General features: G+C 72.6%; 15 protein-coding genes. 10 read left to right on the forward strand and 5 right to left on the reverse strand.

Annotated elements, in window-relative coordinates; all coding sequences use genetic code 11:
• Window positions 1-33: 33 nt before the first annotated feature.
• Window positions 34-1,134 carry a WD40/YVTN/BNR-like repeat-containing protein gene (locus ACF08W_RS01010; RefSeq protein WP_392277963.1) on the forward strand — a complete coding sequence of 367 codons (1,101 nt, stop codon included), beginning with the start codon at window positions 34-36 and terminating at the stop codon, window positions 1,132-1,134.
• Between the two features lie 57 nt (window positions 1,135-1,191).
• Here ACF08W_RS01010 and ACF08W_RS01015 read toward each other — a convergent pair whose 3' ends face one another.
• On the reverse strand, window positions 1,192-1,491 hold the full coding sequence (locus tag ACF08W_RS01015; protein WP_392277964.1) for a YciI family protein: 300 nt from the start codon (window positions 1,489-1,491) through the stop codon (window positions 1,192-1,194).
• 167 nt (window positions 1,492-1,658) lie between these two features.
• Between ACF08W_RS01015 and ACF08W_RS01020 the strand changes: the two genes are divergently transcribed.
• Together ACF08W_RS01020 and mmpA are read left to right on the forward strand one after the other, a co-directional pair.
• The gene (locus tag ACF08W_RS01020; protein ID WP_392277965.1) at window positions 1,659-2,336 is read left to right on the forward strand and encodes an endonuclease V; all 678 of its coding nucleotides are present in this window, start codon (window positions 1,659-1,661) and stop codon (window positions 2,334-2,336) included.
• A gap of 49 nt (window positions 2,337-2,385) precedes the next feature.
• Window positions 2,386-2,529: a morphogenic membrane protein MmpA gene (gene mmpA, locus ACF08W_RS01025; RefSeq protein WP_352274718.1), complete on the forward strand. Its 144-nt coding sequence runs from the start codon at window positions 2,386-2,388 to the stop codon at window positions 2,527-2,529.
• Window positions 2,530-2,557: 28 nt separating this feature from the next.
• Here mmpA and ACF08W_RS01030 read toward each other — a convergent pair whose 3' ends face one another.
• Window positions 2,558-3,748, reverse strand: a complete 1,191-nt coding sequence (locus tag ACF08W_RS01030) for a saccharopine dehydrogenase family protein (RefSeq protein ID WP_392277966.1) — start codon at window positions 3,746-3,748, stop codon at window positions 2,558-2,560.
• Between the two features lie 217 nt (window positions 3,749-3,965).
• Here ACF08W_RS01030 and ACF08W_RS01035 point away from each other — a divergent pair, with 217 nt between their 5' ends.
• Genes ACF08W_RS01035 through ACF08W_RS01050 form a run of 4 tightly spaced genes read left to right on the forward strand, consistent with a single transcriptional unit; the run spans window position 3,966 to window position 9,739 of the window.
• Window positions 3,966-5,096 carry a CaiB/BaiF CoA transferase family protein gene (locus ACF08W_RS01035; protein WP_392277967.1) on the forward strand — a complete coding sequence of 377 codons (1,131 nt, stop codon included), beginning with the start codon at window positions 3,966-3,968 and terminating at the stop codon, window positions 5,094-5,096.
• 51 nt (window positions 5,097-5,147) lie between these two features.
• Window positions 5,148-6,290, forward strand: a complete 1,143-nt coding sequence (locus ACF08W_RS01040; protein ID WP_392277968.1) for an acyl-CoA dehydrogenase family protein — start codon at window positions 5,148-5,150, stop codon at window positions 6,288-6,290.
• A 32-nt stretch (window positions 6,291-6,322) separates the two neighbouring features.
• Window positions 6,323-7,537, forward strand: a complete 1,215-nt coding sequence (locus ACF08W_RS01045; RefSeq protein ID WP_392277969.1) for an acetyl-CoA C-acetyltransferase — start codon at window positions 6,323-6,325, stop codon at window positions 7,535-7,537.
• A 30-nt stretch (window positions 7,538-7,567) separates the two neighbouring features.
• The gene (locus ACF08W_RS01050) at window positions 7,568-9,739 is read left to right on the forward strand and encodes a 3-hydroxyacyl-CoA dehydrogenase NAD-binding domain-containing protein (protein WP_385209033.1); all 2,172 of its coding nucleotides are present in this window, start codon (window positions 7,568-7,570) and stop codon (window positions 9,737-9,739) included.
• A 28-nt stretch (window positions 9,740-9,767) separates the two neighbouring features.
• Here ACF08W_RS01050 and ACF08W_RS01055 read toward each other — a convergent pair whose 3' ends face one another.
• The gene (locus ACF08W_RS01055; protein WP_385209036.1) at window positions 9,768-10,499 is read right to left on the reverse strand and encodes a MerR family transcriptional regulator; all 732 of its coding nucleotides are present in this window, start codon (window positions 10,497-10,499) and stop codon (window positions 9,768-9,770) included.
• Between the two features lie 131 nt (window positions 10,500-10,630).
• Here ACF08W_RS01055 and ACF08W_RS01060 point away from each other — a divergent pair, with 131 nt between their 5' ends.
• The 3 genes from ACF08W_RS01060 (at window position 10,631) to ACF08W_RS01070 (ending at window position 15,163) form a co-directional block, all read left to right on the forward strand.
• Complete coding sequence (locus ACF08W_RS01060; RefSeq protein ID WP_385209039.1) at window positions 10,631-11,107, forward strand: macro domain-containing protein; 477 nt, start codon at window positions 10,631-10,633, stop codon at window positions 11,105-11,107.
• Window positions 11,108-11,313: 206 nt separating this feature from the next.
• A complete protein-coding gene (locus ACF08W_RS01065; protein ID WP_392277970.1) occupies window positions 11,314-12,339 on the forward strand; it encodes a helix-turn-helix transcriptional regulator in 1,026 nt (341 codons plus the stop codon).
• A 133-nt stretch (window positions 12,340-12,472) separates the two neighbouring features.
• Entirely contained in the window at window positions 12,473-15,163 is a 2,691-nt protein-coding gene (locus ACF08W_RS01070; RefSeq protein WP_392277971.1) for a M4 family metallopeptidase, read from the forward strand.
• 84 nt (window positions 15,164-15,247) lie between these two features.
• Here the strand turns inward: ACF08W_RS01070 and ACF08W_RS01075 are convergent, their stop codons facing one another.
• The gene (locus ACF08W_RS01075; protein WP_392277972.1) at window positions 15,248-16,297 is read right to left on the reverse strand and encodes a LacI family DNA-binding transcriptional regulator; all 1,050 of its coding nucleotides are present in this window, start codon (window positions 16,295-16,297) and stop codon (window positions 15,248-15,250) included.
• A gap of 162 nt (window positions 16,298-16,459) precedes the next feature.
• The gene (locus ACF08W_RS01080; protein ID WP_392278323.1) at window positions 16,460-17,953 is read right to left on the reverse strand and encodes a M1 family metallopeptidase; all 1,494 of its coding nucleotides are present in this window, start codon (window positions 17,951-17,953) and stop codon (window positions 16,460-16,462) included.
• Between the last annotated feature and the right edge of the window lie 134 nt (window positions 17,954-18,087).

An 18,087-nucleotide genomic window follows, 5' to 3' on the forward strand; every position in this document is an offset into this window, starting at 1 on the left:
GCGGCGCGAACGTGTGGGCTAGCTTCCACCGCCATGAGGGTCAAGGGGAAGACGAGACGACTGATGTCCTGGGGGCTCTGCGCGGCGGCGCTGGTCGCGGCCGCGTCCGCACCGGCGGGAGCGGCGACCCCGCACGACCGGGGCCGACCCGGTGAGCGCCCGGTGTGGACGCTGACCGACACCGGCACCGACGCGCGGTTCCGCGGCCTGGCCGCCGTCGATCGCCGCACCGCCTGGGTCGCCGGCTCCAAGGGCACGGTGCTGCGCACCGTCGACGGCGGCCGGCACTGGCGCGACGTGTCACCGGCCGGGGCCGCCCGGGAGGCACTGGAGTTCCGTGACATCGAGGCGTTCGATGCCCGCCGCGCGGTGGCCCTGGCCATCGGCGAGGGGGAGGCGTCCCGGGTGCTGCGCACCGAGGACGGGGGCGCGACCTGGACGGAATCGTTCCGCAACACCGACGCCCGTGCCTTCTACGACTGCCTCACCTTCTTCGACAGCCGCAACGGGCTGGCGATGAGCGATCCGGTCGACGGGAAGTACCGCATTCTCTCGACCGGGGACGGCGGCCGCAGCTGGCGGGTGCTGCCCGCCGCGGGCATGCCGGCCGCGCAGCCCGGGGAGGCGGCGTTCGCCGCCAGTGGCCAGTGCCTGGTCTCCTCGGGCCCCCGGGACGTCTGGCTGGCGACCGGCGGCGCCGCCGCCGCGCGGGTGCTGCACTCCGCCGACCGGGGGCTGACCTGGACCGCGACCGGGGCGACGATCCCGGCCGGGGACCCGGCCCGGGGCGTCTTCGGCCTCGCCTTCCGCGACCGCCACCACGGCATCGCGGTCGGCGGCGACTACCGGGCCGGCGAGCCCTCGCCCCGGGCCGCCGCGGTGACCGGCGACGGAGGCCGCACCTGGCGGCAGTCCGCCACCCCGCCGAGCGCCTACCGCTCCGGCGTCGCGTGGCTGCCGCACGACAGGTCCGGCGCGCTCGCGGTCGGCCCGACCGGCACCGACCTCACCACGGACGGCGGCCGCACCTGGCGCACCGTCGACACCGGCTCGTACGACACCGTGGACTGCACGGCGGACGGGGGCTGCTGGGCGGCCGGGGAACAGGGCCGCGTGGCCCGCGCCGGACGCTGACCCCGTACGGCACACCTCCCCGCGGCGGGCTCCGGACCGCCCCGGGGAGGTGCCCCGCTACCCCGGCAACTGCTGCCGGTACGGGGCCAGTTCGGCGGCCGTCTTCGTCGCGATGAACTCCGTGACCGCGTACGCGCACACCCCGTGCACCGTGAACGGGTCCGCCGCGACGATCTCCTCGATCGCCGCCCGGTCGTCGCCGACGGCCAGGATGATCCCGCCGTCACGCGGATTCTTGCGCCCCGAGGCGATGAACACCCCGGCCGCGTACTGCGCGTCCAGCCAGGCGACATGGTCCGCGAGCAGCGCGTCGACGCGCTCGACGGGTGCGGTGTAGGTCAATTCCAGTACGAACATGCCGCCAGGCTACGGGCCGGAAAGCGGCCCCCGGACACCGCCCGGCCGGTCGTCCCGCCGCCCCCGGACGCCGTCAGGCGGTCCCGGACGACCACCATCGGCTTCGGCACGCTCACCTGTTGCCGCGGACCCACCGAACGGGGCGACCTCCTAGACTCGATCGCACCATGACAAAATTCTCGATGCCCGCCGACGAGACCGAGGCCCGTGCCGTCCAGGAGACGCTGCGCGCCCGGGTGGTGCTCGACGAGCCGGGGCCGCCGCCCGGCACCGGGCGGGTCACCGGCGTCGACGTGGCCTACGACGACGAGCACGATGTCGTCGTCGCCGCGGCGGTCGTCCTCGACGCCGCGACGGCCGAGGTGGTCGCCGAGGCCACTGCCACCGGCCGGGTCACCTTCCCGTACGTCCCCGGCCTCCTGGCCTTCCGGGAGATCCCGACCGTGCTGGCCGCCCTCGAAGCGCTGCCGGTCGACCCCGGGCTCGTGATCTGCGACGGGTACGGCCGGGCGCACCCCCGCCGCTTCGGGCTCGCCAGTCATCTCGGGGTGGTCACCGGCCTCCCGGTGATCGGCGTCGCCAAGAACCCGTTCACCTTCACCTACGAGCAGCCGGGTCCGTGCCGGGGCGACCGGTCACCGCTGCTCGACGGCGAGGAGGAGGTGGGCGCGGCCCTGCGTACCCAGGACGGCGTCAAGCCCGTCTTCGTCTCGGTGGGCCACCGCACCGGCCTCGACAACGCCTGCGCCCACACCCTGCTCCTGTCCCGCGGCTTCCGGCAGCCTGAGACCACCCGGAGGGCCGACGCGCTCTGCCGCCGGGTCCTGAAGGAAGCGACCGCCTGAGTACCCCCGCGGATACCGCTCGACGATCATGACCGGCAAGCTTGTGTTCATGAACGAACATCGAACGTCTACGCGACCCGGCACCGTCTACCTGGCCCAGCGCCGACTCGCGGTGGGGGTGACACTCGGAATGGTGGCGGGCGTGGTCTGGGCCGTGTCGATCGTCTGCACGCTGGTGTCCTGGGCGCTCTGACGCCGTACGGGCGGCCCCGGGCCGCCGCTCAGCGGACGGCCGCGACCCGGAAGCGCAGCCCGGCCGCGCGCAGCCGCTCCAGCAGCGCGTCGCCCATCGCGGCGGCCGTGGTCAGCTGCCCCGAGACCGGCGGGAGGTCGTCCAGGGCGAGGCAGAGCGCGGACTCGGCGAGCATCTTCGCCGTCTCGTCGTAGCCCGGATCGCCGCCCGAGACCTCGGTGAAGACCCGCCGTCCGCCGCCCTCGCCGATGAACCGCACCCGGAACCAACTGCGCCCCCGCCGCTCCGCGTCCGGCCCCTGCCCCGGCTCGTACCGGGCCATCAGCCAGGACCGGGCCGCCGGGATCTGCGCGGCCCCCAGCAGGAGGCCGGCCGCCGCCGCGCCGCCGAGCGCCACCGGCAGGCGCCGCACCGAGGCGAAATGGCGGTACCGGAAGTCGGGGCCGTACCGGTCCAGCGCCCGCGCCGAACGCTCGACGACCCGGGGGTCCAGGGTCGGCAGCGGCAGCGCCCAGGCACCGGTCTCCGGGCTGAAGTGCGGGACGCCCAACGGGGCGCGCGCCCGGCGGGCGACCAGCCGGGGCTCGTGCAGCCGGCGCTCCCGGGCGGCGCGCAGCATCCCGGTGCCCCGGCCCATCGCGGTGAGCGCCGAGGCGAACGTGCCGCCGGAGAAGACGGCGTCGCTGCTGACGAAGGCGTCGACGGTCAGCGGCACGTCCCGCGGCAGTTGCCGCACGGTGAAGTACGCCCCGAGGTCGTGCGGTACGGAGTCGAAGCCGCAGGCGTGCACGAGCCTGGCCCCGGTCTCGCGGGCCCGCGCGTCGTGCTCCAGGTACATCCGGTCCACGAACTCCGCCTCGCCGGTGAGGTCCGCGTAGTCCGTCCCCGCCTCGGCGCAGGCCGCGACGAGCTTCGCCCCGTACCAGACGTAGGGCCCCACCGTGGTGGCCACCACCCGGGCCGACTCGGCGAGGGCGCGCAGCGAGGGCTCGTCGTCCGCGTCGGCGTGCAGCAGCGGGAGGTCCGCGCAGTGCGGGGCGAGCGCGGTGAGCCGCTCGCGCAGGCGCTCCAGCCCGGCCCGGTTCCGTCCGGCCACGGCCCAGCGCAGACCGGCGGGGCCGTGGGCGGCCAGATACTCGGCGGTGAGGGTGCCCACGAAGCCGGTGGCGCCGAAAAGGACCACGTCGTAGGGGCGTTGTGCCCCGTTCCGTCTGTTCATTGACTGCCTCCGCGGGGGCCGGGTGCCGATGTGGCAGCCAGAGGCTAGCGGAGGGGTCCGTGGCGCTGCCCGGCAGGGCGGCCGGGGTGCGGGAGGATCCGGAACGCGGCACCGGGGACGTCCGGGGCGCCCGCTCGGGCCCAGGGGTTGTGCGGAGCGCGGCACATTCTTAGCATCATCGATGTTACATCAGTTGTGTCATACCGCTGGGGGCTTGATGACCACGACAGAGCACGACCCGCGGGGCCCGCTGGCAGGGGTGCGGGTGGTCGAGCTGGCCGGCATCGGACCGGGTCCGTTCGCCGCGATGCTCCTGGCCGACCTCGGCGCCGACGTCGTCCGGGTCGACCGGCCCGGCGGCCCGGGGCTGGGCATCGATCCCGCGTACGACCTCACCAACCGCAACAAGCGCTCCGTCGTCGTCGACCTCAAGGCCGAGGGCGGGGCCGCCACGGTGCTCGACCTGGTCGAGCGCGCCGACGTCCTGATCGAGGGCTACCGGCCGGGCGTCGCCGAACGCCTCGGGGTCGGCCCGGACGCCGCCCTGGCCCGCAACCCCCGGCTGGTGTACGGCCGGATGACCGGCTGGGGCCAGGAAGGGCCGCTCGCCGAGCGCGCCGGGCACGACATCGCGTACATCGCGCTCACCGGCACCCTCTCGATGATCGGCCGGCCCGACGAGCCGCCCACCGTCCCGGCCAACCTCGTCGGCGACTACGCGGGCGGCTCGCTCTACCTCGTCGTCGGCGTCCTCGCCGCCCTCCAGCACGCCCGCACCCCCGGCGGCCGGGGCCAGGTGGTGGACGCGGCGATCGTCGACGGCTCCGCCCATCTCGCCATGATGATCCACGGCATGCTGGGGGCCGGCGGCTGGCAGGACCGGCGCGGCTCCAACCTCCTGGACGGCGGCTGCCCCTTCTACGGCACCTACGAGACCGCCGACGGGCAGCACATGGCGGTCGGAGCACTGGAGCAGCGGTTCTACGAGGAGTTCGTCCGGCTCCTCGGTCTCGGCGACGCCGCGCCGGACCGGGGCGACATCGTCCGGTGGGAGGAGCTGCGCACGGCGGTCGCCGCACGGTTTCTTACCCGTACGCGCGCCGAGTGGACCGAGGTGTTCGAGGGGACGGACGCCTGTGTCGCCCCCGTCCTCTCGCTCCGTGAGGCGCCCGGCCATCCGCACCTCGCCGCCCGTTCCACCTTCGTCGAGCACGAGGGCCTCACCCAGCCCGCCCCCGCGCCGCGCTTCTCCGCCACCCCCGTCTCCGTACGCCGGGGGCCCGCGCGGCCCGGCGCGGACACCGAGGCCGTCGCCGCCGACTGGGACGTCCCCGGCCTCACCGGCTGACCGGACGGCGCGGCGCCCCCACCACCGACCCACGACTCCAGGAGGACCGCTGTGCAGCGGCAGATCTTCACCGAGGAGCACGACGCGTTCCGCGAGACCGTGCGCACCTTCCTCACCAAGGAAGTGCTCCCGCACTACGAGCAGTGGGAGAAGGACGGCATCGTCTCGCGCGAGGCATGGCTCGCGGCCGGCCGTCAGGGGCTGCTGGGCCTCGCCGTGCCCGAGGAGTACGGAGGCGGCGGGAACACCGACTTCCGCTACAGCGCCGTCCTCGCCGAGGAGTTCACCCGGGCGGGCGCCCCCGGCCTCGCGCTCGGCCTCCACAACGACATCATCGGCCCCTACCTCACCGGCCTGGCCACCGAGGAGCAGAAGCGGCGCTGGCTGCCCGGCTTCTGCACCGGCGAGACGATCACCGCCATCGCGATGACCGAACCCGGCGCGGGCTCCGACCTCCAGGGCATCCGCACCACCGCCGAGGACATGGGCGACCACTGGCTGCTCAACGGCTCCAAGACCTTCATCTCCAACGGCATCCTCGCCGACCTGGTCGTGGTCGTCGCGAAGACCACGCCCGAGGGCGGCGCGAAGGGGCTCTCGCTGATCGTCGTCGAACGCGGCGCCGAGGGCTTCGAGCGGGGCCGCAACCTCGACAAGATCGGCCAGAAGTCCCAGGACACCGCCGAGCTCTTCTTCCACGACGTACGCGTCCCCAAGGAGAACCTGCTCGGTGAGCGGGACGGCGCCTTCATCCACCTGATGACCAACCTCGCGCAGGAGCGGATGGGCATCGCCGTGGCCGGGATCGCCGCCGCCGAGCACCTGCTGGAGATCACCACGAAGTACGTCAAGGAGCGCGAGGCGTTCGGCCGGCCGCTCGCCAAGCTCCAGCACATCCGCTTCGAGATCGCCGAGATGGCCACCGAGTGCGCCGTCACCCGCGCCTTCCTGGACCGCTGCATCGCCGACCACTCCGAGGGGACGCTGGACGCCGTGCACGCCTCGATGGCCAAGTGGTGGGCCACCGAACTGCAGAAGCGCGTCGCCGACCGCTGCCTCCAACTGCACGGCGGATACGGCTACATGGCGGAATTCCCGGTCGCCAGGGCGTTCACCGACGGCCGTATCCAGACCATCTACGGCGGTACGACCGAGATCATGAAGGAGATCATCGGCCGCTCCCTGCTCGCCTGAACCTCGCACAACCACCCCGAAAGGCTGCTGTCTTGAGTACCGAAGCGTTTGTCTACGACGCGATCCGCACCCCGCGCGGCCGCGGCAAGGCCAATGGGGCCCTGCACGGCACCAAGCCGATCGACCTCGTCGTCGGCCTCATCCACGAGATCCGCGACCGCTTCCCCGGCCTCGACCCGGCGGCCATCGACGACATCGTCCTCGGCGTGGTCAGCCCGCTCGGCGACCAGGGCTCCGACATCGCCAGGATCGCCGCCATCGCCGCCGGGCTCCCGGACAGCGTGGCCGGCGTCCAGGAGAACCGCTTCTGCGCCTCCGGTCTGGAGGCCGTCAACCTGGCCGCGGCCAAGGTCCGCTCCGGCTGGGAGGACCTGGTCCTCGCGGGTGGCGTCGAGTCGATGTCCCGGGTGCCGATGGGCTCGGACGGCGGCGCCTGGGCGATGGACCCGATCACCAGCTACCAGGTCGGCTTCGCCCCGCAGGGCGTCGGCGCCGACCTCATCGCCACCATCGAGGGCTTCTCCCGCCGCGACGTCGACGAATTCGCCGCGCTCTCCCAGGAGCGCGCCGCCGAGGCGTGGAAGGAGGGCCGCTTCGCCCGCTCCGTCGTCCCCGTCAAGGACCGCAACGGACTCGTCGTCCTCGACCACGACGAGCACATGCGCCCCGGCACCACCGCCGACTCGCTCGCGGCCCTCAAGCCCTCCTTCGCCACGGTCGGCGAGCTGGGCGGCTTCGACGCGGTGGCGCTCCAGAAGTACCACTGGGTCGAGAAGATCGACCACGTCCACCACGCGGGCAACTCCTCCGGCATCGTCGACGGCGCCGCCCTCGTCGCGATCGGCAACAAGGAGACCGGCGAGCGCTACGGGCTCACCCCGCGCGCCCGGATCGTCTCCGCCGCCGTCTCCGGCTCCGAGCCGACCATCATGCTGACCGGCCCCGCGCCCGCCACCCGCAAGGCCCTCGCCAAGGCCGGGCTGACCATCGACGACATCGACCTCGTCGAGATCAACGAGGCGTTCGCCGGCGTCGTGCTCCGCTTCGCCCGCGACATGGGGCTCTCCCTCGACAAGATCAACGTCAACGGCGGCGCCATCGCGCTCGGCCACCCCCTCGGCGCCACCGGAGCCATGATCCTCGGCACCCTCATCGACGAACTGGAGCGCCGCGACCAGCGGTACGGCCTCGCCACCCTCTGCGTCGGCGGAGGCATGGGCATCGCCACCGTCGTCGAGCGCGTCTGACCGTCCCCCCGCCTACGGAGAAGAAGAACCATGACCGAGAGCACGACCATCCGCTGGGAACAGGACGAGACAGGCGTCGTCACCCTCGTACTCGACGACCCGGACCAGTCCGCCAACACGATGAACCAGGCGTTCAAGGACTCCATCGCCGCCGTCGCCGAGCGCGCCGAGGCCGAGAAGGACTCCATCCGGGGCATCATCTACACCTCCGCCAAGAAGACCTTCTTCGCCGGCGGCGACCTCAAGGACATGATCCAGGTCGGCCCCGACAACGCCCAGCAGGTCTTCGAGACCGGCCTCGCCATCAAGAGCGCGCTGCGCCGCATCGAGACCCTCGGCAAGCCCGTCGTCGCGGCCATCAACGGCGCGGCGCTCGGCGGCGGCTACGAGATCGCCCTCGCCGCGCACCACCGCGTCGCCCTCGACGCCCCCGGCTCCCGGATCGGCCTGCCGGAGGTCACCCTCGGCCTGCTCCCCGCCGGCGGCGGCGTCACCCGCACCGTCCGCCTCATGGGCATCGCCGACGCCCTGCTGAAGGTCCTCCTCCAGGGCACCCAGTACACCCCGCGCCGCGCCCTGGACAATGGCCTGGTCCACGAACTCGCCGCGACCCGCGAGGAGATGCTCGACAAGGCCCGCGCCTTCATCGACGCCCACCCCGAGTCCCAGCAGCCCTGGGACGTCAAGGGCTACCGGATCCCCGGCGGCACCCCGTCGAACCCGAAGTTCGCGGCCAACCTGCCGGCCTTCCCGTCGAACCTGAAGAAGCAGCTCGGCGGCGCCCCGATGCCCGCGCCCCGCAACATCCTGGCCGCCGCCGTCGAGGGCTCCCAGGTCGACTTCGAGACCGCGCAGACCATCGAGGCCCGCTACTTCACCGAGCTGGTCACCGGCCAGGTCGCGAAGAACATGATCCAGGCGTTCTTCTTCGACCTCCAGGCCGTCAACTCCGGCGCCAGCCGCCCCAAGGGCGTCGAGGAGCGCCAGGTCACCAAGGTCGCCGTGCTCGGCGCCGGGATGATGGGAGCGGGCATCGCCTACTCCTGCGCCCGGGCAGGGATCGACGTCGTGCTCAAGGACGTCTCCGCCGAGGCCGCCGCCAAGGGCAAGGCGTACAGCGAGAAGCTGCTCGACAAGGCGCTCGCCCGGGGCCGCACCACCGAGGCCAAGCGCGCCGAGCTGCTGGCCCGGATCACCCCGACCGCCGACCCCGCCGACCTGGCGGGCTGCGACGCCGTCATCGAGGCCGTCTTCGAGGACACCGCGCTCAAGCACAAGGTGTTCCAGGAGATCCAGCACGTCGTCGCCCCGGACGCGCTGCTCTGCTCCAACACCTCCACCCTGCCCATCACCGTCCTCGCCGAGGGCGTCGAGCGCCCTGCCGACTTCATCGGGCTGCACTTCTTCTCGCCCGTGGACAAGATGCCGCTGGTCGAGATCATCAAGGGCGAGCGGACCGGCGACGAGGCCCTGGCCCGCGCCTTCGACCTGGTCCGCCGGATCAGGAAGACCCCGATCGTCGTCAACGACTCGCGCGGCTTCTTCACCTCCCGGGTCATCGGCCAGTTCATCAACGAGGGCGTGGCGATGGTCGGCGAGGGCGTCGAGCCCGCCTCCGTCGAGCAGGCCGCCGCCCAGTGCGGCTACCCGGCCAAGGTGCTCTCCCTGATGGACGAGCTGACCCTCACCCTGCCGCGCAGGATCCGGAACGAGACGAAGCGGGCCGTCGAGGAGGCCGGCGGCACCTGGCCCGGCCACCCCGGCGACGAGGTCGTCGACCGGATGGTCGACGAGTTCGGCCGCCCGGGACGCAGCGGCGGCGCGGGCTTCTACGAGTACGACGAGAACGGCGCCCGCACCCGCCTGTGGCCCGGACTGCGCGAGCACTTCACCAAGCCGGACACCGACATCCCGTTCCTCGACATGAAGGAGCGGATGCTCTTCTCCGAGGCGCTGGACAGCGTCCGCTGCCTGGAGGAGAACGTCCTGATCACCGTGGCGGACGCCAACATCGGCTCCATCATGGGCATCGGCTTCCCGCCGTGGACCGGCGGCGTGCTCCAGTACATCAACGGCTACGAGGGCGGGCTGCCCGGCTTCGTGGCCCGCGCCCGGGAGCTCGCCGAACGGTACGGCGACCGCTTCCTGCCGCCCGCGCTGCTGGTGGAGAAGGCCGAGAAGGGCGAGACCTTCCACGACTGACGGCGGCCCCGGCCCCCGCGGGCCGCGTTCACTCCGCAGTGAACGCGGCCCGCAGCTCCTGCTTCAACGACCGCTGGAACGCGGTCACCAGCGCCTGGAGCACCATCGGCTGCATATGGGCCGAGAGCGACTTCATCGCCGCCACGTGCTCCGGGTCCGACTCCCGCTCCCGGTACGGTCCCCACACCTCGTCCCGGAACAGCCGGGTCAGATCCCGCGCAGCCGACCGGGAGTGCTCCAGCAGCACCGTGCGGGCGGCCAGGATCGTCTCGTGGGCGATCGGCACGCCCAGCAGCTCGACCCCCAGCCGCAGCAGACCCGGATCCAGCCGGTAGTTCCCGTCGACCGGCTCCGCGCGCTCCAGCACCCCCATCGCCGCCAGCCGGGCGAGATCCTGCTCGGACAGGGCCCGGCCCGCCCGCCGCTCCAGCTCCGCCCGGGTCGCGTCCTCCGGTGAGTCCGGTGCCCAGGAGGCGACCAGGGCCCGGTGGATCGCCAGGTCCTGGGCGCTGAGGTCGGGCGGCAACTGCTCCAGGTAGCGCTCGATCGCGGCCAGGGTCATGCCCTGGTGCTGGAGCTCCTCGATGAGCGCCAGCCGGGAGAGGTGGTCGGGGCCGTAACGGCCCACCCGGCGCGGGCCGATGACCGGGGGCGGCAGCAGCCCGCGGGTGCTGTAGAAACGCACCGTACGCACGGTCACCCCGGCGCGTGCCGCCAGCTCGTCGACGGTGAGCGCGGGCTCGTCGGCCCCGGTCGCCATATCTGCTCCTCGTGTCCGGCCGTGGGGGACGGGCCGCGGCGCGCGGCGTCCGTCCACTGCAACAGTATTGCTGTCTCACCAATGATGTGAAAGTGCCCGACTGTCAGAGGCGCCGCGTAGGGTCTGTCCGCATGTCCGGGATCACATACATCCAGGGGGACGCGACCGCGCCCCAGGCCAGGGGCGTCAAGCTGATCGCCCATGTCTGCAACGACCTCGGCGGCTGGGGCAAGGGGTTCGTCCTCGCGGTCTCCCGCCGCTGGCCCGAGCCCGAGGCGGCCTACCGCCGCTGGCACCGCGAGCGCGCGGAGAACGACTTCGGCCTCGGCGCGACGCAGTTCGTGCAGGTGCGCCCGGACGTGTGGGTGGCCAACATGGTGGGCCAGCGGGGCATGCGCCGGGGAAGCAACGGCGTCCCGGTGCGCTACGAGGCGATCGGCACGGCGCTCGACGCGGTCGCCGGGAAGGCCCGGGAGCTGGGGGCCTCCGTCCACATGCCGCGGATCGGCTGCGGGCTCGCCGGCGGGAAGTGGTCCCGGATCGAGCCGCTGATCGAGGAGCGGCTGACCGGCCGGGGCATAGCGGTGACGGTGTACGACTTCGACTGACGCCCCGGCCGCCCCGACCCGCCCCGGCCGACGAGAACCGGCCGGATAGCCTGCTTCCGTTTGGCGTGGCGGCAGGAAGCGGGGTGGGGCCGGTGACGGGTGCCGGGGCTGGTGACGGGGCCGGGGCCGGTGCGGGTGACGGGGTGTCCGCGGGGCGCGGGGAGCCCGGAGGACCCGGGGGCGCTCCACCACCCGGCCCGGTCGACATGTCCCTGCTCACCATGCTGGGGCTCGCCCCGGACGAGGACGCGGTCTACCGCCGTCTGGTGGACCGGCCCGACAGCGAACCCGAGATGTTCACCGGTCCGCTGGACGTCCGGGCGGTCACCCGGGTCCTCGACTCCCTCGTCGACCGGGGGCTCGCCAGCGCCGCCCGGCCGGACGACGGGGGCGTGGTCCGCTACCGGGCCGCCTCCCCGCTCCTCGCGCTCGGCCCGCTCCTGGAATCCCGCCGCTCCACGCTGCTCCGGGTCGAATCGCTCGTCGGCGATCTCGCCGAGCGCCACCGCTCCGCCCAGACGCACGCCTCGGGGGCACCGGTGGAGGTGCTCTCCGGCCCGGCCGCCATCCGGCAGCGGCTGCTGAGCATGCAGCGCCGGGCCAGGAGCGAGGTGTGCACCCTGGTGCCGACCCGGCGGGTGCCCGCCGTGCTCAGCTTCGAGGACAACCACCACGAGGTGGACGCCGAGATGGCCCGCCGGGGCGTGAGCGTGCGCAGCGTGGTCGAGCGGGAATGGCTGGAGAACCCGCACACCGCCGCGCTGCTCTCCTCCTGCGTCGCCCAGGGCCAGCACGTCTCCGTCACGGACAAGCTACCGATCAAGCTCGCCATCGTGGACCGCCGGGTCGCCCTGCTGCCGCTGGACCCGGAGCGCGAGTCCGAGCCGGTCGCCCTCGTGGTGCACCGTACCGGCCTGCTCACCGCGCTCGTCTCGCTCTTCGAGGAGCACTTCGAGAAGGGCTGGCGGCTGAGCATCACGGGCTCCGAGGAGGAGCGGGGCGACCGGATCGCCGCCGTCGACCGGCAGATCGTGGCCCTGCTCCACGTCGGCCTGACCGACGCCGCCATCGCCCGCCAGCTCGGCATGGGCCACCGCACCGTCCAGCGGCGGCTGCACGCGCTGATGGACGAGGTCGGCGCGGCGACCCGCTTCCAGCTCGGCTGGTACGCGGCGCGGGCGGGCTGGCTGCCGGATGTTCCGGGCAACTCCGGCGCACCCGGCGGCGGCTGAGGCGTAATTACGCCACGGCGCTTTCGCGCCAGCGTCATCCCTTGTTCACCCGCACCCGCATGGCGAACGATCAGCACGTCAAGCGCTCGATGCCCTGTACGGGTCGGGCGCAGGTATGCGATGGGGAGGTCCTGTGAGACGAACGAACGTGCTGCGCCTGCTGGCGACCGGGGTGGTCGCCGCCGCGACCGGCGCGTCCCTGATGGCCGCGCCGGCCTGGGCGGGCGACACCGCACCGGAGCCGGCGCCGGACCGGGCCGGGGTCGCCCCGGCGATGACGCAGGGGCTGGACAAGGCCGCCCGCGCGGGCACCCCGGCCCAGGCCGCCCGTGCCCACATCAAGGCGCACCAGGGCACGTACAAGGTTCCCGTCTCCGAGCTGAGCACGGTCAGGACGACCAAGGACGGCGCGCAGTCCTCGGTGCGCTTCCAGCAGAAGCACCACGGGGTCCCGGTCTTCGGCGCCGAGTACGCGGTGCAGACCCGGGCGGCCGACGGCGGCCAGCAGGTCACCTCCGCGACCGGCACCCTCTACACCGACCTCACGGTCTCCACCACGCCGACGGTGAGCGAGGCCACCGCGAAGCAGCGGATGTTCTCCCTGGACCGCGGCCTGTCCGGCGTGCGGGGCGCGAAGACCGAGGCGCACGGCCTGTCCGTCCTGCCCGACGCCAAGGGCGGCCGGCTGGCCTGGCACTTCACCGTCACCGGCGGCAAGGCGAACGGCGCCCCGGTCCGCCAGGAGGTGTACATCGACGCCCGGGTCGGCGGCATCGCGCTCTCGTACAACAACATCGACGCGGCCGACGCCTCGCCCGCGCAGGGCACCGGTGTCCGGGTCGACGGCACCGAGGCGAAGCTGGACGTCAACAAGGAGACGGACGGCTCGTACACCCTCGTCGACTCCACGCGCACCATGTACCCGGTCACCGGCGGCCAGATCCGCACCTACGACGCGCAGCGCAAGCAGTACACGGACGTCGCGGGCGGCCCGGTCGGCGACGACGTCCCGCTGGTCACCTCGGCGGGCGACCGCTTCGACGGCGCCCACACCACCTCCGGCGCGGTCGACGCCCATCTGAACGCGGCGAAGGTCTACGAGTACTACGAGAACCAGATCGGCCGCGACGGCGTCGACGGCAAGGGCGGCACGATCTACTCCGTCGTCAACGTCGCCTCCAACGGCAAGGACTACGCCAACGCCTTCTGGGACGGCTCCAAGATGGTCTACGGCCACATGAACGGGGTTCCGCTCTCCGTCGGCCTGGACGTCGTCGGCCACGAGATGACGCACGGCGTCACCGAGCACTCCGCCGGTCTCGTCTACCTCAACCAGTCCGGCGCGCTCAACGAGGCGATATCCGACTACTTCGGCAACGCCATGGAGACCGCCGACAAGGGCATCGCGATGAGCGACCCCACGTCCGGCCTCATCGGCGAGTACCTCTGCAACGGCACCAAGCCGCTGGAGGAGTGCGCCCTGCGCGACCTGAACGACGGCCGCAGCGCGCAGAAGGACTACCAGCCCATCCCGCTCGACATCGACAACGGCGGGGTGCACTACAACTCCACCATCGTCGGCGGCGCGCTGTGGGACATGCGCAAGAACATCGACAGCAAGCTCGCCGACCGGATCGTCTACCGGTCCGCGCAGAACTACCTCACCCCGCTGTCCGGCTTCACCGACATGCGCAACGCGGTCACCCTGGCCGCCAAGTCGCTGAACGTCTCCCAGGCCGACCTCGCCGCCATCGACAAGGCGTTCGACGCGCACGGCATCGAGACCGGCTGGGAGCAGAAGGGCGGCACGCACGACGGCACCACCCTCGGTGCCGACGTCCTGCCCGCGTACGAGGTCTACAGCGGGGTCGACGAGCAGGCCGCCCAGATCAACGGCGACGTCTACGCGATCAGCCACGGCGACGCCATCGCCTGGGACCAGGGCAGCGCCGCCTTCGGGATCACCGTGGGCCGCTTCGACAAGAAGCCCACGCACGAACTGGCCCAGAAGGACGCCTACCTGCTCGACCCCTCGCTCGACGACGACCGCATCGTCTTCACCCGGATCGCCGGTGACTCCATCGGCGTCTACCAGACCGGTCCCAAGGGCCAGGGCGCGATCAAGAAGGTCGTGGACCGCGCCGACGCCGACGAGACCGAGCCGGTGACCGACAACGGCGCGCTCGCCTACATCAGCACCACCGCCGACGGCGAGCAGGACGTCATGCTCCGCAAGGCCGACGGCACCACGGTCAACGTGACCCCCGAGGCCGGAACCCGCGCGAGCCGTCTGGCGATGAAGAACGGCCGCATCGCCTGGGCCGGCGGCGACGGCACGTACGTGTACGTCCACGACATCAAGACCGGTACCACGCAGACCAAGAGGATCGCCGGCTTCCTGTTCAACTACGTCTCGGACATCCAGCTCACCTCGGACCGGGTCTTCTGGCGCGAGACCGGCGGCTTCCTGATCCCGAGCACCGGCTTCGTGTCGGCCCCGCTCGACGACCTGTCCAAGGCCGCCAAGCTGCGCTACCCGTCGAGCGTCTTCCTCGCCCAGTTCTCCGTCACCGACGAGTACTTCGCCTACTCCACGTTCGACCTGTGGGGCGCGCTCGGCTCCTGGAGCGGGCCGGGCAAGGCGAAGGTCGCCAGGACCGCCGACGTGGTCGCCGGTCTCGACACGTACACCCGGGTCTCCTGCTCCTCCGGCGCCCAGCTGGCCCCGTCGCTCGGTGACGGCCAGCGCATCGCCTGGCTGGACACCACCGCGGCCGCCACCGATGTGGTGACCCGCGCGACCTTCGCCGGAACCTGCGAGTAGCGGTCCGGCACCACCGCACCGAAGCGAAGGCAGGGGCGTCCACCGGTACCCGGGGGGCGCCCCCGCCACGTGTGCGACGGGGGCTCAGGCGGAGGCCCGGCGCACCAGCTCGGTCGGGGTGACCACCGACCGGGGCCCCTCGTCGCCGCCGTCGCCGGACAGCCGCTCCATCAGCATCCGCACCATCAACCGCCCCATCCCCTCGACGTCCTGACGGACCGTCGTCAGCGGGGGATCGGTGGCCTCGGCTATCGACCCCATGTCGTCGAAGCCGACCAGCGCCACCCCGTCCGGCACCACCCGCCCCCGCTCGCGCAGCACCCGCAGCGCGCCGGAGGCCATCAGGTCGTTGGCGGCGAAGACCGCGTCCAGGTCCGGGACGCGGTCGAGGAGCTCCGCCATCGCCCGCGCACCCCCCTCCGCGGTGAAGTCCCCGTCCGCGACCATGGCCGGGTCCGCGCCCGGCAGCACGTCGCGGTAGCCGTCGATCCGGTCGAGCGCCGAGGTCTGGTCCCGGGGCCCGGCGATGTGCGCGATCCGGTGGCGGCCCAGGGAGACCAGATGGCGCACGGCCGCCGCCGCGCCGCCCCGGTTGTCGCAGTCGACATAGGGCGCGCCCGGTCCGGGCTCCTCGCCGGGGCGGCCCGGCCGGCCGCCGTAGACCGTGGGCACCCGGAACCGGTGGATGACCGAGGGGAGTCCGCCGTCGGTGTGCAGCGAGAAGGCCAGTACGCCGTCCACATGACCGCCGGCCAGGTAGCGGGCGACCCGGTCGAAATCGCCGCGCCCCTCCACCAACAGCAGCACCAACTGCGAGTCGTGGAAAGTGAGTTCGCGGCTTATGCCGCGGATCTGCCGGGAGAAGAACGGGTCGGAGAAGAGCCGGGACTCCGGTTCGTCGACGATCACGGCCACCGCGCCGTTGCGCCGGGTGACCAGGGTCCGGGCGGCGTGGTTCGGGACGTAGCCCAGCTCCTCGACCGCCCTGCGCACCTGCTCCGCGAGCGGCTTGCGCACCCCGGCCCCGCCGTTCACCACCCGGGACGCGGTCGCCCGCGAGACCCCCGCGCGGGCGGCCACCGCCTCCAGGGTGGGGCGGGCCTCGGAAGCGGAATCGCGGGACGGACCGGGCAAGGGGCGCTCCTCGTACACACGGCATCGGACCGGCCCTACCGCACCGGCGCCGCCAGCCTAAGGGCTTGCAGGAAGCAACACCTTGATTCCCTGCAAGCCCTTACCGACGCCGCCGCCCCTCCCGGTGGAAGAGGGCGGCGGCGCCGGACGCCGGTGTGCCGGTCAGTGGCGGTCGTGCACGGAGTTCGTCGCCGCGATCCGCTTCCAGGAGGCGGGCCGCGCGGGCTTCGCGTCGGCGCCCCGGCTCCGCGCTCCGGCGGCCGCCGGAGCCCCGGGCCGTACCGGCTGGAACAGCCAGGTGTCCAGCAGCGAGGCCAGCGGCTTGCCCGAGACCCGCTCCGCGTACGCGACGAAGTCGCTCACGCTCGCGTTGCCGTAGGCGTGCTCGGCGGGCCAGCCCTTCAGCAGCGCGAAGAAGCTCTCGTCGCCCACCTCGTTGCGGAGCGCCTGGAGGGCGAGCGCGCCCCGGTCGTAGACCGCCCCGTCGAACTGGTTGTCCGGGCCCGGGTCGCCGGGCTTTACCTGCCAGAACGGGTCGTCGGCCGGGTGCTGGGCGTAGGTGTAGTCCGCCAGCTCCTGGGCGGTTCCCTCGCCCTCCTTCTCCGACCACAGCCACTGGCTGTACCGGGCGAAGCCCTCGTTGATCCAGATGTCCTTCCAGCCCTTGACCGAGACGCTGTCGCCGTACCACTGGTGTGCCAGTTCATGGACGACGACCTGGAGGTTGGCGCCGCTGGCGAACTGCTTCGGGCTGTAGAACGGCCGGGTCTGCGTCTCCAGGGCGAAGCTGCTGGTCACATTGGGGACGAAGCCGCCGAGTGCCTCGAAGGGGTACGGGCCGTAGACCTCCGACAGCCACTCCGCGACCTCGGTGGACCGCTCGATGCTGGCGCGCGCGGCCCCGGCGTTGACGCCGAGGTCCTTGCTGTACGCGTTGATCACCGGCAGCCCGTCGGCCGTGGTGTCGGTGGTGATGTCGAACTTCCCGACCGCCAGCGTCGTCAGATACGTCGCCTGCGGCTTGCTGGAGCGCCAGTTGAAGCGGGTCCAGCCGAGCTTGGAGCTCTGCGACTGGAGCGTGCCGTTGCTGATCGCCTGGAGGCCGTCCGGCACCGAGACGGAGATGTCGTACGTGGCCTTGTCCAGCGGGTGGTCGTTGCTCGGGTACCACCAGGCCGCCGACTCCGGCTCCTGCGCGGCCACCGCGCCGTCCGGGGTGCGGACCCAGGACGTCCAGCCGTTGATCTTCACCTCGGACGGCTTGCCCGCGTACCGCACGACCACCGAGACGGCCTTGTTCTTCGCCAGCGGGGCCGCCGGGGTGATCTCCAGCTCCTGCTCGCCGGTCTTCTGGTGACCGGCGATCTTGCCGTTCACCCGCACCTCGGAGACGTCCAGCCCGAAGTCCAGGTTGAAACGGGAGAGTTGCTGGGTGGTCGTGGCGAGGATCGTCGCCGTCCCCTCCAGCAGATCGGTCCGCGGCTGGTACTTCAGTCGCAGGTCGTAGTGGGAGACGTCGTAGCCGCCGTTGCCGCTGTTCGGGTAGTAGGGGTCGCCGATGCCCGGGGCGCCCGCGGTGCCCCCGGCGGCCGAGGCCGGGATCGCCAGCAGCAGGGAGGCCGCGAGCGCGCTCGGGACGATGAGTCTGCGGTGCACGGAATGCTCCAAGTGGTCGGGGCGGAAGATCTCTTGAACCGTCACGTCGACCCTAATCAGAGGCCACCGCCCCGGTCGTGTCCATGGCCACACCTGTCACACGATCGCCATTCGGCCGCCATCGCGGGGCGCCC

This window comes from Streptomyces sp. NPDC015144, from assembly GCF_043079735.1.
Classification (GTDB): Bacteria; Actinomycetota; Actinomycetes; order Streptomycetales; family Streptomycetaceae; genus Streptomyces.

Coding starts and splice junctions, on each gene's coding strand:
- mmpA (WP_352274718.1), top strand. CDS start 2,386: ATGAACGAACATCGAACGTCTACGCGACCCGGCACCGTCTACCTGGCC.
- ACF08W_RS01035 (WP_392277967.1), top strand. CDS start 3,966: ATGACCACGACAGAGCACGACCCGCGGGGCCCGCTGGCAGGGGTGCGG.
- ACF08W_RS01065 (WP_392277970.1), top strand. CDS start 11,314: ATGTCCCTGCTCACCATGCTGGGGCTCGCCCCGGACGAGGACGCGGTC.
- ACF08W_RS01010 (WP_392277963.1), top strand. CDS start 34: ATGAGGGTCAAGGGGAAGACGAGACGACTGATGTCCTGGGGGCTCTGC.
- ACF08W_RS01050 (WP_385209033.1), top strand. CDS start 7,568: ATGACCGAGAGCACGACCATCCGCTGGGAACAGGACGAGACAGGCGTC.
- ACF08W_RS01015 (WP_392277964.1), bottom strand. CDS start 1,491: ATGTTCGTACTGGAATTGACCTACACCGCACCCGTCGAGCGCGTCGAC.
- ACF08W_RS01020 (WP_392277965.1), top strand. CDS start 1,659: ATGACAAAATTCTCGATGCCCGCCGACGAGACCGAGGCCCGTGCCGTC.
- ACF08W_RS01055 (WP_385209036.1), bottom strand. CDS start 10,499: ATGGCGACCGGGGCCGACGAGCCCGCGCTCACCGTCGACGAGCTGGCG.
- ACF08W_RS01060 (WP_385209039.1), top strand. CDS start 10,631: ATGTCCGGGATCACATACATCCAGGGGGACGCGACCGCGCCCCAGGCC.
- ACF08W_RS01030 (WP_392277966.1), bottom strand. CDS start 3,748: ATGAACAGACGGAACGGGGCACAACGCCCCTACGACGTGGTCCTTTTC.